Annotated in this window: 20 protein-coding genes and 1 pseudogene; 11 read left to right on the forward strand and 10 right to left on the reverse strand. The window is 43.5% G+C overall.

Going from position 1 to position 17,254, the window contains the following annotated elements; all coding sequences use genetic code 11:
* The first annotated feature begins 377 nt into the window (after window positions 1–377).
* From petN to IM477_RS03375, 4 genes are all read left to right on the forward strand, one after another.
* The gene (petN, locus tag IM477_RS03360; RefSeq protein WP_012265708.1) at window positions 378–467 is read left to right on the forward strand and encodes a cytochrome b6-f complex subunit PetN; all 90 of its coding nucleotides are present in this window, start codon (window positions 378–380) and stop codon (window positions 465–467) included.
* 16 nt (window positions 468–483) lie between these two features.
* Window positions 484–627 carry a hypothetical protein gene (locus tag IM477_RS03365; protein WP_002736416.1) on the forward strand — a complete coding sequence of 48 codons (144 nt, stop codon included), beginning with the start codon at window positions 484–486 and terminating at the stop codon, window positions 625–627.
* A gap of 42 nt (window positions 628–669) precedes the next feature.
* A complete protein-coding gene (gene sbcD / locus IM477_RS03370) occupies window positions 670–1,923 on the forward strand; it encodes an exonuclease subunit SbcD (protein ID WP_002756966.1) in 1,254 nt (417 codons plus the stop codon).
* Window positions 1,924–2,025: 102 nt separating this feature from the next.
* Entirely contained in the window at window positions 2,026–3,471 is a 1,446-nt protein-coding gene (locus tag IM477_RS03375) for a serine/threonine-protein kinase (protein WP_287730527.1), read from the forward strand.
* A gap of 6 nt (window positions 3,472–3,477) precedes the next feature.
* Here the strand turns inward: IM477_RS03375 and IM477_RS03380 are convergent, their stop codons facing one another.
* The 5 genes from IM477_RS03380 to IM477_RS03400 all read right to left on the reverse strand — a co-directional run bounded on the left by IM477_RS03380 (window position 3,478) and on the right by IM477_RS03400 (window position 7,940).
* Window positions 3,478–3,930, reverse strand: coding sequence for an ATP-binding protein (locus tag IM477_RS03380; RefSeq protein ID WP_002799139.1), 453 nt, complete (start codon window positions 3,928–3,930; stop codon window positions 3,478–3,480).
* Window positions 3,917–4,912, reverse strand: a complete 996-nt coding sequence (locus IM477_RS03385; RefSeq protein ID WP_287730528.1) for an anti-sigma factor antagonist — start codon at window positions 4,910–4,912, stop codon at window positions 3,917–3,919. Before IM477_RS03385 ends, IM477_RS03380 begins: the two co-directional genes overlap by 14 nt.
* 114 nt (window positions 4,913–5,026) lie before the next feature.
* The gene (locus IM477_RS03390) at window positions 5,027–5,677 is read right to left on the reverse strand and encodes a DUF3318 domain-containing protein (protein ID WP_002756971.1); all 651 of its coding nucleotides are present in this window, start codon (window positions 5,675–5,677) and stop codon (window positions 5,027–5,029) included.
* Between the two features lie 362 nt (window positions 5,678–6,039).
* On the reverse strand, window positions 6,040–6,669 hold the full coding sequence (locus IM477_RS03395) for a ribonuclease D (protein ID WP_287730529.1): 630 nt from the start codon (window positions 6,667–6,669) through the stop codon (window positions 6,040–6,042).
* A 275-nt stretch (window positions 6,670–6,944) separates the two neighbouring features.
* The gene (locus IM477_RS03400) at window positions 6,945–7,940 is read right to left on the reverse strand and encodes a CAP domain-containing protein (RefSeq protein ID WP_287730530.1); all 996 of its coding nucleotides are present in this window, start codon (window positions 7,938–7,940) and stop codon (window positions 6,945–6,947) included.
* 91 nt (window positions 7,941–8,031) lie between these two features.
* Here IM477_RS03400 and IM477_RS03405 point away from each other — a divergent pair.
* Together IM477_RS03405 and IM477_RS03410 are read left to right on the forward strand one after the other, a co-directional pair.
* Window positions 8,032–8,148: pseudogene (locus IM477_RS03405) on the forward strand (helix-turn-helix domain-containing protein); the annotation flags it as partial.
* Window positions 8,149–8,417: 269 nt separating this feature from the next.
* The gene (locus IM477_RS03410) at window positions 8,418–8,804 is read left to right on the forward strand and encodes a hypothetical protein (protein WP_002799133.1); all 387 of its coding nucleotides are present in this window, start codon (window positions 8,418–8,420) and stop codon (window positions 8,802–8,804) included.
* Between the two features lie 81 nt (window positions 8,805–8,885).
* Here IM477_RS03410 and IM477_RS03415 read toward each other — a convergent pair whose 3' ends face one another.
* Window positions 8,886–9,644, reverse strand: a complete 759-nt coding sequence (locus tag IM477_RS03415) for a GAF domain-containing protein (protein WP_287730531.1) — start codon at window positions 9,642–9,644, stop codon at window positions 8,886–8,888.
* Window positions 9,645–9,881: 237 nt separating this feature from the next.
* Here IM477_RS03415 and lnt point away from each other — a divergent pair, with 237 nt between their 5' ends.
* Together lnt and IM477_RS03425 are read left to right on the forward strand one after the other, a co-directional pair.
* Window positions 9,882–11,408 (forward strand): apolipoprotein N-acyltransferase, encoded by a 1,527-nt coding sequence (lnt, locus tag IM477_RS03420; protein ID WP_287730532.1) that lies wholly within the window; start codon window positions 9,882–9,884, stop codon window positions 11,406–11,408.
* 59 nt (window positions 11,409–11,467) lie between these two features.
* Window positions 11,468–11,710 (forward strand): DUF8620 family protein, encoded by a 243-nt coding sequence (locus tag IM477_RS03425; RefSeq protein WP_147069592.1) that lies wholly within the window; start codon window positions 11,468–11,470, stop codon window positions 11,708–11,710.
* A gap of 248 nt (window positions 11,711–11,958) precedes the next feature.
* On the opposite strand, the gene IM477_RS03430 is transcribed toward IM477_RS03425, so the two are convergent.
* Window positions 11,959–14,346: an ATP-dependent Clp protease ATP-binding subunit gene (locus IM477_RS03430; protein ID WP_287730533.1), complete on the reverse strand. Its 2,388-nt coding sequence runs from the start codon at window positions 14,344–14,346 to the stop codon at window positions 11,959–11,961.
* 249 nt (window positions 14,347–14,595) lie between these two features.
* Entirely contained in the window at window positions 14,596–14,931 is a 336-nt protein-coding gene (locus tag IM477_RS03435) for a hypothetical protein (RefSeq protein WP_287730534.1), read from the reverse strand.
* A gap of 171 nt (window positions 14,932–15,102) precedes the next feature.
* Here IM477_RS03435 and IM477_RS03440 point away from each other — a divergent pair, with 171 nt between their 5' ends.
* From IM477_RS03440 to IM477_RS03450, 3 genes are read left to right on the forward strand one after another with little or no spacing between them, the layout of a single operon-like run.
* Entirely contained in the window at window positions 15,103–15,387 is a 285-nt protein-coding gene (locus tag IM477_RS03440) for a helix-turn-helix domain-containing protein (protein WP_287730535.1), read from the forward strand.
* A 29-nt stretch (window positions 15,388–15,416) separates the two neighbouring features.
* The gene (locus IM477_RS03445; RefSeq protein WP_287730536.1) at window positions 15,417–15,746 is read left to right on the forward strand and encodes a DUF6883 domain-containing protein; all 330 of its coding nucleotides are present in this window, start codon (window positions 15,417–15,419) and stop codon (window positions 15,744–15,746) included.
* 6 nt (window positions 15,747–15,752) lie between these two features.
* The gene (locus IM477_RS03450; RefSeq protein ID WP_287730537.1) at window positions 15,753–16,013 is read left to right on the forward strand and encodes a DUF4926 domain-containing protein; all 261 of its coding nucleotides are present in this window, start codon (window positions 15,753–15,755) and stop codon (window positions 16,011–16,013) included.
* Between the two features lie 63 nt (window positions 16,014–16,076).
* Here the strand turns inward: IM477_RS03450 and IM477_RS03455 are convergent, their stop codons facing one another.
* Window positions 16,077–16,328 (reverse strand): BrnA antitoxin family protein, encoded by a 252-nt coding sequence (locus IM477_RS03455; protein ID WP_287730538.1) that lies wholly within the window; start codon window positions 16,326–16,328, stop codon window positions 16,077–16,079.
* Entirely contained in the window at window positions 16,273–16,584 is a 312-nt protein-coding gene (locus IM477_RS03460; RefSeq protein ID WP_061430167.1) for a BrnT family toxin, read from the reverse strand. The genes IM477_RS03455 and IM477_RS03460 overlap by 56 nt, the downstream gene beginning before the upstream one ends.
* Window positions 16,585–17,254 lie beyond the last annotated feature (670 nt).

Consider the following 17,254-nt stretch of genomic DNA (forward strand, 5'->3'; position numbering starts at 1 on the left):
ATCGAAAATTTGGGTTGAAAACCTCGCCCTTTAGGGCGACTTTATGTTAGCATTAAATTGAGTCGTTGACTTTGGGAACGCAGGAAACAAGCGACACTCCGTAATCCCTAAATCTCTAACCATCACTGGTACAAAAGCTTTCATCGTAAGTCCACATGGTAAGAGCGAAAAACAATTAAATACTGTGGGACACACAGAAATTTACGCTTGGGGAGTAGTCTTTAAGAGTGCTTGCCTTGTAGGTGTAGTCGGACTAGACATGAAACTGTAAGACCAAAATTAGCTTTGCTAGTAGCGGCAAGATTCAGCCCAAGAATCTCCGCACTTTTAGGGCGGAGAGTGTCAACTCCTAAGTAATTCGTTTAACAAAGGCAATTATGGATATTTTGACACTTGGTTGGGTTAGCATTCTCGCCCTGTTCACTTGGTCGATCGCCATGGTGGTTTGGGGTCGTAACGGTTTCTAGGTAATCTATAGATACCATGGAAACATCCTTGATTCTCAACACTCTCTTTCTAGTCGCCTTAATTCTCCTCGTTATCGTCAGTGGTGGCATTCTCTACCTGACGACTACAGAATGGCGCGATCGCCGTCGTCAAGATGGCGATAAAAAATTAGGAAAATAATCCTGAACAGGTGTACTTAATTACGCCTGTTTTTCCTTTACTATGATTAAAATACTGCACTTATCGGATATTCACATGGGCAGCGGTTTTTCCCATGGACGTTTAAATCCAAAAACGGGATTAAACACGCGTTTAGAGGATTTTATGGGCAGTTTAAGCCTCTGTATCGATCGGGCTATTGCCTCCCCTGTGGATCTAGTGCTTTTTGGGGGAGATGCCTTTCCCGATGCCACTCCTCCTCCCTTTGTTCACGAAGCTTTTGCCAGTCAATTCCGTCGTCTTGCCGATGCTAATATCCCGACGGTGTTATTAGTGGGTAATCACGATCAACATTCTCATGGTAATGGCGGTGTCAGTCTCTCCATCTATCGTACCCTAGCGGTGCCGGGGTTTATTGTTGGCGATCGCCTTACCACCCATCGCATCACCACCCGCAACGGCGATATCCAAGTAATTACTTTACCTTGGTTAACCCGCGCCACTCTCTTAACCCGTCCCGAAACCGAGGGTTTATCCTTGAGTGGGGTAAATGAATTGTTAATTAACCGTTTGGAACCGGTTTTAGAAGGAGAAATTCGCCAATTAGATACAAGTTTACCAACAGTTTTATTAGCCCATTTAATGGCCGATCGAGCTAGTTTAGGAGCAGAAAGATTTTTAGCGGTTGGTAAAGGTTTTACTGTGCCTTTATCGTTGCTAAATCGTCCACAATTCGAGTATGTTGCCCTTGGTCATGTTCACAAACACCAAAATCTTAATCCTAGCAATGATCCGCCCATTGTCTATCCCGGGAGCATCGATCGAGTGGATTTTAGCGAGGAAAAAGAAGATAAAGGCTATGTTTTAATAGAAGTGGCTAAAGGAGAGGTTAAATGGGAATTTTGTCCTTTACCCGTGCGTCCTTTCCGTTCCATCGAAGTGGATGTTTCCGAGGCAGAAAACCCCCAAAAAGAATTGCTGAAAGCTCTCAAAAAACACGATATTCAGGAAGCAGTTATCCGCTTAGTTTATAAAATTCGCAGTGAACAATTAGAACTAATCAACACCAATCAGCTTGACGAAGCGTTAAAAACTGCCCATAGTTATAGTATTCGGGCGGAATTAATTAGTCAATTAACCCGTCCCCGTTTACCGGAATTAGGGGTGGGTAATCAATTAGATCCGATGGAGGCGTTAAAAGCTTATATCGATAATAAGACAGATTTGCGCGATATTGTCGATGATATGTTAGAGGCAGCCCAGCTTTTATTAAATCAACAGCCAGAAATTTGGCTAGAGGAAGAAACCTCGATTTAGCTATCAGTTATCAGTTATCAGTTATCAGTTATCAGTTATCAGTTATCAGTTATCAGTTTACTGATAACTGAAACATCTTCCCTATCCCTGTTTAAACAAGCCATGAGTTTATGTCTTAATCCCGATTGTCTATATAACAATGATCCTACAGATAAATTCTGTCAAAAATGTCGCTTTCAATTATTACTAAAAGATCGTTATCGTGCTATAAAATTAATTGGTCAAGGAGGTTTCGGTAAAACTTTTCAAGCAATTGATGAGGATAAACCTTCTAAACCTTATTGTGTGATTAAACAATTTTTTCCTAGCGCTCAAGGCAGTAATGCTCTCAAGAAAGCGGCGGAATTATTTAAAGAAGAAGCGATTAGTTTAGATAATCTCGGTCAACACCCACAAATTCCCTCCCTCTATGCCTATTTTACCAGCAATGATGGGCGACAATATCTTGTTCAAGAATATATTGAGGGAGAAAATCTAGAACAAGAATTACAAAGCGAGGGAGTTTTCAATGAGGAAAAGATCAAACATCTTTTATTAGAAATTTTGCCAATTCTTGATTTTATCCATGCTAAAAGAGTCATTCATCGGGATATTAAACCAGCTAATATAATTAGGAGACGCAGCGATAATAAAATAATTTTAGTGGATTTTGGTGCCTCTAAATTCATGCCCATTGCTAACCTTTCCCTGACAGGAACAGTGATCGGTTCGGCGGGATATATCGCTCCAGAACAAAGTAATGGCAAAGCGATTAATAGCAGTGATTTATATAGTTTGGGAGTCACTTGTATCTATTTATTAACGGGAATATCTCCCTTTGAATTATTCGATGTGAGTGAACATGAATGGGTATGGAGACAGCACCTGATTAATAATCCTGTTAGTGTTGAATTAGGTAAAATTTTAGATAAATTAATTGAATTTGGCACCAAAAAACGTTATCAATCAGCTGGGGAAGTCCTGCAAGAGTTAGCAGTAAAATTAGCCTTCGTGATTCCGCCAAAACCCCGATCACAGAATACAATTCAAGAAACGGTTTTGCCAGTTTTTCCAGCCGCCACCAGGGAGGAAATTAACCTCAAAAGTGCCAAGGAAATTGATTACACTAACCTACGGGATTTCTTAGCGCAAGAAAAATGGCAAGAGGCAGATCAAGAAACGGCTAATCTATTCTTAAAAGTTGCCGATCGAACTAAAGAAAAATATCTTAAGATAGAAGACATAGATAACTTTCCCTGTGAAGATTTAGCCACTATCAATCAACTCTGGTTAAAATATAGTCAGGGAAAATTCGGTATATCTGTTCAGAAAAGAATCTATGAAAGTTTGGGAGGAAGCGGCAATTATGATCAACAAAAATGGAACGCTTTTGGAGCAAAAGTCGGTTGGCGAGTTAATAACAAGTGGTTATACTACGATCAAATTACTTTCTCTCTCAAAGCACCCTGGGGACATCTCCCCACCCTTGTGTGGGGTGTGGGGGGTGGGATAATTGTTTTTTCTCGTCTGGAAACCTGTGCCATGGACGGAGTTTCTAGCAGGGGATAAATTGACTTAAAAACTTTTCTGGAGAATTAAACAATTTCTCCCTTCGCCAGTGCGGATATATTGTAAAGTATCAGTAAGAGAACGCATAAAAATTAATCCTCGATCGCTTTCCATTTCCAAAGGTGCGAGGGGACGTTGTTGTAGAGAATCAAGTTTGGCTTGCAGATCAAAAGATTGACCGTGATCCCATATTCTTATTTCTAGAGAATGGGACTTTAAAGTTAATTCTAGATCGATCGGTGTAGTCGGTGGTAAATGTTGGTGAGCGTAACGGACAGCATTAGTAAATCCTTCTGCTAAAGCCACCTTACACTGCCAAAGCACCGAGTCGGGTAGAAAAGAGCGGCCGTGAGATTCAAACCATTGTAGGACTGGGATTAAAGCTGCCAATTCCGTCTGGACTTGTAGATGGAATTGGAGGGGGAAAGAAGGGGAATTTAAGACTTCAGAAGGCACCACTGTTTTTTTGAAAGAGAATCAAAATTGTTTTAAAAATCAGTTGTAGATCGTAGCCTAAACTCCAATTTTCTTGATAGCGCAAATCTAGTTGAATTACCTCTTCAAAATTACTCACCCGAGAGCGACCATTCACCTGCCATTCTCCCGTCATACCGGGTTTTACATCTAAACGTTGCCATTGGGGAACATCGTAGCGTTCCACCTCATCGGGGGTGGGAGGACGAGTGCCAACAAGACTCATTTCACCGGTGATCACATTCCAAAACTGGGGCAATTCGTCTAAACTGGTGCGACGTAAAAATTTTCCTACCCGGGTAATCCGGGGATCATTTTTATTTTTAAAAAAAGCTCCCTCCGCTTGATTGGGGATTTTATCCTTGAGTGCTTCTGCATCCACACACATGGAACGAAACTTAAGAATTTTAAATTCCTTTCCCAACCAACCGCAGCGGGTTTGACTGAAAAAAATTGGACCGGGACTGTCTAACTTAATAGCAATAGCAATGGGGACAAAAATAACCCCCGTGATTAATAAACCCACGATCCCACCAACAATGTCAAGACCGCGCTTTAACCAACTGCGAATCGAGGGATGGGTTTCCGGTAGATGGTTTTCATTGGCAGTAAAGCCCTTTTCTTGGGCTGCTAGGGGAGGGGTTTGGAAGGTGAATAATTGATCTAATCCCGTAATCGATAAAACCCCCATCACTGGGGAATGGACGTTAGCCAGCACTAACTCGATATTTTCTGCCTTGGCCGCTTTGAGATTATGGACTAAAGCACCCACACCACTACTATCCATAAATTGAGTGGCATTCAGATCAAGAATGACTTTTTCGGGAGTGGGTGTTTGGGCGATGAGATGGTGAAACAGATCCTTGAACTGTACTGCTTCCAAGACAGTCAAGCGATCCGGCATCCGCAAAACCGGATACTCCATCGGAATGATCAGAAAACGTGTTTCAGGAATTTGGGAAGTCATCGACACAAAGAGATGGTTTGATAGATGAACAAGGCCTGATGACCCACTTAAATGTTTACTACACTTTTCCCCAAATACCAATGGGTAATGTCAGAGATTACCTGTGATCATCGGCTAACGAATCTCACCTAGGGGCGGACGGCCTTGGGTTTGGGCTTTCGCTTTGGCTGCACTCTTTCTCAGGGCATCTAAACGGGTCTCATAACGCTTACGCAGACGACGGTTGGGCGTTTGTTCAATTAGGGTTTTAAAGGCACTGCCTAGGCTCTTGTAGGCGTTGGGGAGAGAATAACCGAAACGGGTGGCCAAGGCGATCGCTTTTTCATCGGCTTCGATCGCTTCTTTGAGAATTTTATCGCCATTATTTTTGCGCCAGAGACGATAACCGGAAATCCCACATAATCCCATAGCCAAAAGCAATAATAACCCGTCCTGTACCCATAATTCCCCCACCGCACCACCTAAGCCAATAGCGAGGGCGGCCATTTCCCAGCCTTCCCGGGGAATACTATCATTTTGAATCCTGGCGACTTCATGCCAAAAGAGCAAATTACGCTGATCGATGGCTAAATTTTCCCATTTTGCCAAATCTATCTGAATTTCTACCTCATCTCTGCCAATTTCTTCACAACGGATCAGGGGGGGGTTAACCTCTGTGGAACCTTCTACCGTTACCCAACTTTGTAATTCTGGAGGTAGTAGGGTTTTTAGGCGCCGAAGTTCGCTCATTTCGGCTCGTGCAGAGGAGGCCGCATAAGATGTCATAGATTTTTTACCTATTCTCTACCAATGACGATGATTTCTATTTTCGATCATAGCGGTCTTTTTTGTGATCTTGGCAGCTTTTGGCAGTAGAGAGCATTTTCAGTGATCAGTAAACAGTGATGGAAGTGGGGGAGTGGGGAGTGGGGGAGTGGGGGAGTGGGAAGTGGGGAAGTGGGGAAGTGGGGAAGTGGGAAGAAACAATCCATAACTGGGTTTTTAAAGTTCGATTGCGAGTCAATCATACTAAGTAGGTGGGTGTTAAAAATTGTCAGATACCCCCCTTATTAAGGGGGGATTAAGGGGGGATAAAAGACAAAATCTCTCTTCTATTTACTTATTAAATAGACTGTAACTTGTGCTGGCTAATGCTCAAATATATCTTTGTATTGCTGTAAATCTAAAGCGGTGAAGATGGGGATACAACTAAAGCATTTTTGGGCTAATTCCCATCTTTCTTCTCTTTGCATCATCACAATCAATTTATCTCGCACTGACAGTAAATAGCGCACATCGTTAGCCGCGTAACTCAGTTGTTGTGGGGTGAGATTAGCGGCATTTCCCCAATCAGAACTCTGAGCGGTTTTGTCTAATTCTATGCCTTCCAATTCCTGCACGAGACTTTTTAAACCGTGACTGCTGGTATAAGTCCGAGCCAGTTTACTGGCGATTTTGGTACAGAAAATCGGTTTAGTGGCAATGCCGAAAGTATGGGATAATTGAGCCACATCAAAACGGGCGAAATGAAAGACTTTTTCTATCCGCTCATCCTCCATGACCTTTTTGAGATTAGGAGCCTCTGTTTGCCCCCTAAAAACGCGAATAGCGGTGACAAAACCACTGGGATCACAGAGTTGAATTAAACACAGTCGATCGCGCCCCGGTATTAATCCCATAGTTTCTGTATCTACAGCGATCGAATTAACCCCTAGATAACGGGATAATAGGTCATCGCTTAAATCTCGATCGCACACTTGAAAATTGTCTAAGTTCATATAGTTAGAAGATAGGAGACAGGAGACAGGAGACAGGAGACAGGAGGGAAATTTGTAATGCTTTTGCCTATCGCACGACTGCCTTTATTTCCCTGATAAGTAGTTGGACAAAAGTAAAGTTAACTGTGGGGTAAGGAGTCGGTCGTCAGTAAGAATTGCGGCAATTTACATTTCTTAAGATAGACCACAGAATTTATGTCCGACTACTTAAATGATAACTGATAACTGATGTTAAAAACTGGTAATTAAATTTAAGTATCATCGGGGGGATTTTGTCAACGCTTTTTAACAAAAAGTTGTGTAAAATAATATTCACCAGCATTATTTTTAGCGATACCGATACCGGTGAGATTATAATCACCAACCATATTTTTTTGATGGCCGGGGCTATTAATCCAACCCTTGACGGCAACGCTAACGGGGTCAGGATATCCCTTCATAAAAGCCAAATTTTCGCCCATTTTTTCTAAAGGAATCTTCCTTTGTACTGCCTTGACTCTTCCCGCAAAACCATCATGACTAAAAGGAGCCTGTTTATGGGCCATTTTTTGACTAAATAAGCGAGCTTCATGACTAATACGAGCATCGAGACGTAGGGGCGGTAAATTTTGAGAAATTCGGTAGCGATTAACTTGATAATTAGTGTTTTCTTCGAGGGTAATTAAAAAAGATTGATTCTCGATAGGATCGTAGCTAAGGGAATTAGTAGAAACAGGAGCGGATTGACGTTTTAGAAATATTTGAGTAAAGTACAATTTTCCTTGATTATCCGTCGCTACTCCAATCCCGGTACTATCAAAATCTCCCTCCATATTTTCCCGATGACCTTGACTTTTAATCCAGCCATCCACAGCAATCATTACCGGGTCATCATAACCTTGATTAACTGCCACATTTTCCCCCACCGCTTGATAGGGAACCGAAACACCAATAGTTTGCGCTCTTTTGTCAAAATCTTGATGACTAAAAGGAACTAAACCCGCGGCCATACGTTGGCTATGTAATCTTGCCTGTTGCGAAATTGCTCGATTTAACAGTAGGGGAGATAAATTACGAGATTGACGATAGCGATTGACCTGTTGATAGATTTTATTCTCTAAAACAAGTAAAGTTGCCGCATCTAAAGGAGAGGGAGAGGGAGAAGGAGCGGGAGAGAAAGATGGCACGAGTTCCGTAAAAGAGCTATAGTTTAAGGCACTACAGGCCATTAAACTTGTCGATACAAGCATCAAAATTCCTAACCGATAAGGTTTCTTAAAAAAACTTTTCATCAAAAAAATTGGGTCTGAAACCCCGCCGTTCTAGGTTGGATTTACTGTTAAATACTAGCGCATTTACAGGATATATGCCAGAAGGTCAGGTATGGGGAAAGCCGATCGCTACCGATTTTACCCAACACCAGAACAAGAGTCGCTATTGCGGCGCACCTTGGGCGGTGTAAGATTAGTTGACAATAAAGCTCTCCATGTCAGAACACAGAGAAATCACAGCGAAGGGGTTTTAGTTGAATTTCCCCATTTCCCCATTTTCCCAGTCCTGGTGGCGACCTGTTGACCAGAGGGGGGTAAATCTGTTAAGGCAGCCGCGAAACCGGGTAAGGGACCCCAAACAGAAACCCAAATCGTCAGGTTTGGAAATCACCGTCCGGCCCTGGCGGTGAGGATGTCAACTTTTTGGTGCCAGGGTCAAGACTTGTTAAGATTGATCAAGCCGTTCGCTCAAATTTATCACTCCTGTGGCTCTCATTTATGGTAATCGACTTTCTGCCCTTCACTATCAATATTTCCCCGGCCTTTATTGCCGGTAGCTGTCTCTGGTCTTTAGCATTGTATCTGGGGTTAGCTGGGGTGCGAAATTGGTTTATAGAAATTTTCTATGGCTGGTTTAATTTTGCCGAGCGTTTCCTCTATACTTCCCTAGAGGAGTTTGAAAAAACTCGCGTCGCCAGAGAATCCCAAAATGCTTTTTATGCCTCTATCTTTAGTATTATTCCCTTTCTCATTCTCGGCGGTTTCTCCGATTGGTTAATCGAGATTAGTTTAGGAAAAAGTTGGCCGATTAGTGTCGGTATTCTCGCCTGTGTTGCCTGTGGTGTCTATGAATTAGGACGGCAGGACGGCAGCGGTAATCAGTAAATTAAGCTGTTAACTATCTCAATTACTTCTTAGGACTGCACAGGGGTGGCAGGTTAATAGGTTTTAACCCTTGACTAGCGCTCAATCTTTTCCTTCCAGACGATTTTTATGTTTATTAAGGGTCTTTTGTAGTAAATTCAAAACCTCATTAGCAATCTCAATAACTTGAGGGGTTCCAAAACCGGCCTGAGTTAATTCTTTAAAAAAAGCCTTAGCGACAATTTTGGCTAATTTCGGGGGATAAGGAGGGACAGCGATCAAATGTTCGGACTGAATTTCTGCTATTTCTCTAGTCACTGCCATAGCCACAAAACGAGATTTTAACATCCCTTGCAAATGAAAAATTTGCAGGGATTGGGCAGCCTGTTGAGCGAATAACTGCAAGATTTCTAAATCTAATGGTTCAAAATGTTTTTTGTCTAGGGGAAAACTGAGATTAATTACTCCGATTACCTGCTCGTTTAGGATAATCGGTACGGATATAAAACTATTATTATTTGATTTTTTGGGATAAGGGGCTGCACTGGAAAATGGCGATCGAGTGATATCCTTAATTAGTAAAGGTTTTCCTGTGGCCGCTACACTGTCGGCAATAACTTGATCGAGTTTAATTATTTCTTGATCAGCCAAAGGTGATAGATCATCATAATGGGCAAAAACTTCTAGATAATCGGTAATTTCCCCTTTTGATTCCTGTGGAGAGCTTAACATAATTGAACAGTGCCGCGCTCGCAATTGATGAGCGCTCATACTAGCTATTTTCCGAAAAATATCTTCGAGATTTTCCTCGACATTCAAGACAAGAGACAGAGCCGTTAATTTGGGGTTAAAATTATCCATGTATTCAATCACTTATTCAGTCCGAGTTTAGGCTTTCAGGGTGAGGGTGACATTCCCCATATCCCTGTTTGTCTGAGTCTATAGCTTGCCATAGCATCTCATGGAAGGGCTTTTTTACTCGCTAACTGCTCTATTGTAGATGTGCTGAAAAACTTCTGTATGTCTCTTGTGTTTTGTCTTCCCTCTAGCTACTCTGATCTAGTAGGTCAGAGGAGTTTAACCTGACTGGAGTAAAAGATGGTGCGTTTTCTCTGGGCAATTTTGGCCGGTGTGGGGATGGGGTTAACAGTAGCGCCGGTTTCTTGGTGGTTACTCGCATGGATTTCTCTAGTCCCCCTGTGGATTGTTGTGAGATTAGCGGAAAAATCCCTAAAAAAACAGCTTTTATACGGTTTTGGCTGGGGTTTTGCCTACCATGGTCTGGCTTTATTCTGGATCACGGGAATTCACCCGATGACGTGGATGGGTGTCCCCTGGTTAGCGAGTTTGTTAATTGCCCTGTTTTGTTGGTTGTTTATTACTTTTTGGGGAACGGCGATCGTGCTAACTTGGACGTTAGTCATGTTTTATGTCAACAAAAGTGTTAATCAGTCATCTTTTCGGGATGCCCTCCTACGGGTTTTCATCGGCACTGCCCTCTGGTGTGGGTTAGAATCTCTCTGGAGTCAATCCCCTCTCTGGTGGACTACCCTTGCTTATAGTCAAAGTCCCCATAATTTATTGATTCTGCAATTGGGCAAATTATCGGGTTTTACGACGGTAACGGCGGCAATTGTGGCAATTAACGGTTTAATCGCTGAAAGCTTGCTCCTAATCCGTCAATCGCGGCAAAATCTCGCTTTTCTCTCTTTACCCCTCCTCATTTGTTTGAGCCTCCATCTCTGGGGATGGAATACATACCATAAACCGATCGAAAAGTCAAGGGATTTAGGGATAAAAATTGGCGTAATTCAGGGCAATATTGCCAACACGATTAAACTTTCGCCCCTGGGATTTCAAAAGGCGCTCGAAGGTTACACCTCTGGTTATCAAATTCTGGCCGATCGAGGAGTAGATGCCGTCTTAACTCCTGAAACGGCCTTACCCTACTATTGGGAGAACTTAGTCAATAATAGCTCGATTTATTCGGCAATTTTAGCCAAAAAAACGCCGATCTGGTTAGGTGCATTTGGCAAGGTGGACAAGGGTTATAACAATAGTCTCTTGACCATTGATGGCGAGGGACAGGTGATTAGTCGGTATGATAAAGTAATTCTCGTGCCTTTAGGCGAATACGTTCCTTTTCAGGAAATTTTGGGCGGAATTGTTGATCGCCTTTCTCCCTTGCAAGCGCATTTAATCCAGGGAAATCCTGATCAAATTATTGACAGCCCTTTCGGTAAAATAATTGTGGGCATTTGTTACGAGTCGGCTTTTTCCGAACATTTTCGCCGTCAAACTGCTAGGGGAGGCGAATTTATTATTACCGCTTCTAATAACGCCCATTATAGCCACGCCATGCCCGCTCAACACCATGCTCAGGATACCATGCGAGCGATCGAAACCGATCGATGGATGGCCCGGGCCACCAATACAGGTTATTCTGCTTTTGTCGATCCCCACGGTAATCACCTTTGGCTATCGGATTTAGATAAATATCAAATCCATAGCGAAACAATTTATCGACGGGATACGAGAACTTTATATGTGCGCTGGGGAGATTGGTTAACTAAAGTTTTAATCATTACTGCCGGACTAGCTTGGCTCTGGAGAGCTTGGGATTAAGGTGACAGTGGTATACTTTTTCGTGAATAAACTGTTAAATAACCTAAGTTTTTAAGGCAATGAAAGAGCAATTTGTCAAGTGGTTGAATAGAATCTTAATATTTGATGTGTTTTTAGTAATAGCGGGCTTTCTCTGGTTTGCCCTGGCTGTTATCGGTGAATCCACGGGAATTCCCCTAGGATTTAAACTTTTTCAGCGTCTTTGGCTGCCCTTATTCAATCCTGCTATTAGTATTTTAATTGCGGGGGCGATTTTCAGCTGGGCGATTAATCAAATTCAAGAACGCTGGTTCCCTAAATAGTAGGGTTGATTCATGAATCAACCCTACCTTATCAAGGAGGGCAGGGGGGATCGAACCTAAAATCCATTTTTAATTTAATTATAGCGGTTCTCACACCTGTGTGGCACACTTAAACCTTTGCTAATTAAGCTTTTCAACATCGATAATGTACCTAGTGCGAACAGGAAACGCTATATAACCAGCTACTTAGATGATAAAAATCGGGGTTGAAACATTTTCAACCCCGAAAAAAGCAATTTTTGAGGGGATTAACCCACTGGTTGTAACTGTAATTGCGAGAGAATATCGCTTTGCTCAGAGCGCTGATGACTAGAGACTGTCACCACAGCTTCAGCAGTTACATCTAATAGCGCATGGTCTCCAGAATTGACTTTTCCCGATAACATCGCGACCGCTAAACTATCCTCTAAGCGTCGAGTTAAAGCACGACGTAAAGGCCGCGCACCGTAGCTAGGATCATAACCCTCATTGATGACCAAATCCTTAAAAGCGGCGGTAACTTCCACAGAAATGCCTTTTTCTGTCAATTGTTTGGCTAGATCCGCGATAAGAATATCGGCAATCTGGGTAACTTCTTCGCGAGTTAACTGTCGGAAAACAATGATTTCATCGAGACGGTTGAGAAATTCGGGACGGAAATATTGTTTTAACTCCTCTGTCACCCGATTAGAAATCTGTTGGTAGCGCGATTGAGCAAAATCGTCAGCAATCTCGAATCCTAAGCTATTACCGCCTTTTTCGATGACTTTTGAGCCAATATTCGAGGTCATGATAATTAGGGTATTCTTAAAGTCCACCCGACGACCTTGGGAATCGGTCAAATGACCATCTTCTAACAGTTGCAGGAGAAGATTAAAAACATCGGGATGTGCTTTCTCGATTTCGTCAAACAAAACCACTCTATAGGGTTGACGACGCACTGCTTCCGTTAACTGACCGCCTTCATTGTAACCGATGTATCCGGGAGGCGCACCAATTAACTTAGAAACCGTGTGGGATTCCATAAATTCCGACATATCTAGGCGAATCATACTGGATTCCGAGCCAAAGAGCAACTTAGCTAAGGCTTTCGTTAATTCAGTTTTACCGACTCCCGTTGGACCGGCAAAAATAAACGAGGCAATCGGACGATTAGGATTCTTTAAATTTACTCGCGCTCGACGAATAGCACGAGAAACGGCATTCACTGCCTCCTGTTGGCCAATAATCCGCTCGTGCAGTTGACATTCCAGATTTAAGAGCGATTCCGACTCAGTTTCAGTTAATTGGGTAACGGGAATACCTGTCCAAGCGGCGACAATTTGGGCGATTTCCTCCGCATCCACCACTGGAATTAAAGATTCGGGGTTAATTAGGGGTGATTCTTCCCTAATCTCCGCAGGACTTGTACTTTGCAGGGAATAGCGTAGATGGGTGCGGGATCCCGCTTCATCGAGAAGATCGATCGCTTTGTCCGGTAAAAAGCGATCATTGATATAGCGCGAGGATAGATTAACGGCAGCTTCGATCGCTTTTTGATCGTATTTTACCTGATGGAAATCCTCGTAGGTGGCTTTTAAACCCCGTAAAATCTCGATCGCCTGCTCTTTAGTCGGTTCTCCCACCATAACTGGCTGAAAACGTCTTTCTAGAGCCGCATCTCGCTCAATATGCCGTTTATACTCATCGAGAGTCGTTGCCCCTAAACACTGTAACTCCCCGCGAGCTAAAGCAGGTTTAAGCAAGTTAGAAGCATCCATAGCTCCTCCCATGCTACCGGCACCGACAATAGTGTGAATTTCATCGATAAACAGGATAATATTGCCCGATTTGCGAACTTCCTCCACAACACCTTTTAAACGTTCCTCAAAATCGCCGCGAAAACGGGTTCCCGCCAGTAAAGACCCCATATCGAGGGCAATTACCTGTTTATCCTGCAAAAGTTCGGGAATATCGCCATTATGGATGCGTTGTGCTAACCCTTCAGCGATCGCTGTTTTCCCCACCCCCGGCGCACCGAGTAAAATCGGGTTACTTTTGGTACGACGGCCTAAAATTTGGACAACTCGCTCGATTTCTGGCTCTCTACCGATTAAAGGGTCAATTTTGCCATTTTTGACCTCTTGGCTTAAATTGCGACCATATTGGGCTAAAATACCGCCTTGGGGAGTATTTTTCTGGTCTTTATAGTCACTATCACCCGTTAAGCGACCACTAGCGACTTTTTCCCCGGCATTTTTAAGTAAAAGGCCGCGAAGTTTGATCAAATCAACACCCTGCATAATTAAAATTTTAGCGGCTAGGGATTCGGGATCGCTGGTGATAGCGAGTAATAAATGTTCAGGTGCGATCGCCTTTTCCCCTAATTGTCGAGCTTCCTGAAATGCTTGCTCGAAGATCTTTTTCGCTTTCGGGGTAAAAGGGATATTAACGGGACTGTAACCCGTGCTGCGGCCGGTCATTCCTTCAATCAGGCGGCGACTTTCGTGCAGGGTAACTTTTAAATCCTTGAGAATTAAGGCTGCGGTGGCGGTGGCTTCTCCTATCAATCCTAACAGTAAATGCTCCGTACCCACGACACTGTGACCGGTACGACGGGCTTCCTCTTGGGCGAACATCACCGCTTTGATAGCTTTCTGGTTAAAGTATTCAAACATGATCGACGGCTTCCTGGCTACTGGGCTTTACTTGTTACTGTAACGTTTTCTTTACATTAGCCGGAAGGGTGATATCCGTATCAGTAGGGTGGGTTAGGGGACAGGAGTGGGGAGTGGGAATTATGAATTATGAATTATGAATTATGAAGTGGGGTGATGGGGGAGTGGGGAGACCACTTCGTGCGCGTTGCGGGGGGAGACCACTTCGTGCGCGTTGCGGGGGGAGATGATCGTAACGAATTTGCAGGTTCAGCCGGAAATATGGGGAAACTTGCCAATATTTCGCCAATCGAAGGGCGGTACTCCCAGTAATTTCTGGGCGACCGTTGAAGATCTCATTAATCCGATTGATGTACCATATAACTGAGAAAGTAAGGATTGAAAAGGCTGCCAGCCAAGTTTTTTCGAGCCGAAGGTGGGTCGGAGCCAGTCAAAGATTGGTGGAAAACCCTCGGCCGTGAAGATTGCCGGATTATTGGCAGCGATATCAAGGACGTAGAGTTTAGCTTTCCCATCGGCTGCCCCTGTGCCGTTCACTTTCCGGTTATCAAGACTTATGGGAGGTGCGGAGTAGGGGCAATTCATGAATTGCCCCTACGGGCAGACGCATCACGCGGGTCATCTTTTACATCAGCCGAGGGGAGATGATTCTGCCGCACGGCAACATCGGCGAAGTCCCAAAAACCCCAAAACGGGAAATCTAGTAGGGGCGAACGGCCGTTCGCCCCTACTAGCGCAAGAAGGAACAGGAAAAATATGACCGCTAACCCCCATACTGGCTCTGATTTCGATGATTTTCTCAAAGAAGAAGGTCTTGAGGAGGACTGTAGTGCGGCGGCACTCAAACGGGTACTGGCGCGGCAGTTGGCTGAGGAGATGAAACGGCTCTCTCTGACCAAAACGGAGATGGCGGCGCGGATGCAGACCAGTCGAGCGCAACTTGACCGCCTCCTCGACCCGGAAAAGACGGGCGTTTCCCTCGACACCATCCAACGGGCGGCTTCTGTGGTGGGCCGCCAATTGCGAATTGAGTTGCTCTGAGGGGAATCAGAAAGTTCGGAGTGCCGCAGATGAAATTACCCAACGGGGAACTGGCAGAAATCTCGATGGAAAAACTGATTGGCTATTGCTTAAATCCAGAACATTCCAGAGGAAAAAATCAAGCCAGAGTCTTTCGCTCTCGTCTGGGAATAACTGCCGAGAACGCTGAGGTTTTGCGATCGCTCATCTCACAGGCTGCCCTGGAGGGGGAAGTTGTGCAACAAGCGGTCACGGAATTCGGCCAGCAGTTTAAAGTGGATTGGACGATACCAAAACGGGAAGGAACACAACTGGGAACTATCTGGGAAATCAGCTTAATTAATCCCAACCCTCGCCTAATTTCTGCCTTTATCAAGTGAAGTACCATGAAAGACATCAAACTTTTAGATACGGTTGCCATCCTCAACTCCGTCCCTCGGGAGCGATTGACTTTGGTTGAGCCAGATTATGAGGCTGTCCCCAGCTTGCCAGGCGGACAGGTGGGAACAGTGGTTGAGGTGTATGAAAAAGGTTCGCACTATCAATATTTAGTGGAATTTTCTGACAGTCAGGGGCGGGAATATGCAATGGCTATTCTGCCAGGCGATGAGCTTCTGGTCTTGCATTATGAACTGGAGGCGGCGTGAATTCTGCTTAAGGGGAAACACTTATGGCTCAAGTAAAGGTTTTCAATGAACCAGAAATCGCACTTAACAATTATGTTCTAGCATATATTTTTTTAGTACGGCATTAATTAAAGTCTGATATTTTTGGGGAAATTGCTGTTTATACCAAGCAACAACTGAGGGTTCAAGCTGCAGAGTTACAGGAACTTTTAGAGGAGAATTAACAGTAGCTTCTTGCCAAAATTCGGCATCAGTAGCAGGTACATCTGAATAATCTATATCAGAATCTTTCATCTGACCAAGGATATTTAATTGTTCCTCTCTCGACATACTCATAATAAATTCCCCTTTCCTCTGCATTAGCGCGTCTTGTAGATATAAGCCGTATTTTCTGTTCTCGTAGAGTGTATACTGCAACTAGGACAAATTCTCCTAAAAGTCCCAAAGCGATTAATCTTTCTTCGCCGTAGTCTCTGCGATTATCAGGTTTTGATATCCAGACTCCTGAAAAGATTTCCTTGGCAAAATTAAAGTCGATCCCGTGTTTTTCAATATTGATGTTGTTCTTTTGGTCATCCCACTCGAACTCCATCTTTTGACTCTAACTCCATAAACTAAGAAATTATACTGCGATCGCAAGCGATGTATAATACACCCTCCCAACTACCAAGATAACCTCTAAGTCTAGAAATCATGCCCACCGGGGAGATGCAAGACTTAACAACAGTTAATAAATAATTACCTAACAATGTTAGCGAAATTTTGAACCCTATTACCGAATCTGACACACCGCGCCACAATCCCTCACGGAAGGCGATAGGTCGCCTGAGAAGCAGTAAAACAGGGGAAAATACCTGAAACTCTTTCCCCTGTGAATCGCTAGTTAGGGAGAAGAATGTAAAGATTTATTAAATTGTATTTTTTGCTACAGTTGTGGGGGAAGTGTGTATGCTTATGCTATCTCCCTTTGGTGTTGGGTTGGGGTGTTGCTTTACCTGGCTACGAGAGAGGGCGATCGCACTGACGTTTTTTGTTTGGAGATTACTTTATGTCATTAAAGTCTTTATTTGTTGTACTAGCTACAACTTCAACTGCATTAACTACCTTAGTAGCTTTTCCTCAGTAGATCTCTTGCATAAGTCTAGACAAAATAGGATAAAATAGTCCAAGAGTTAAGATTGAAAGATGAATTACGAACAAGTAAAAACTTTAAAGCCAACAGAGTTCAAACGCTTGTGTGGCTTGTATCCAGATACATTTAA

This window comes from Microcystis sp. M090S1 (assembly GCF_020246295.1).
Taxonomy (GTDB): domain Bacteria; phylum Cyanobacteriota; class Cyanobacteriia; order Cyanobacteriales; family Microcystaceae; genus Microcystis; species Microcystis aeruginosa.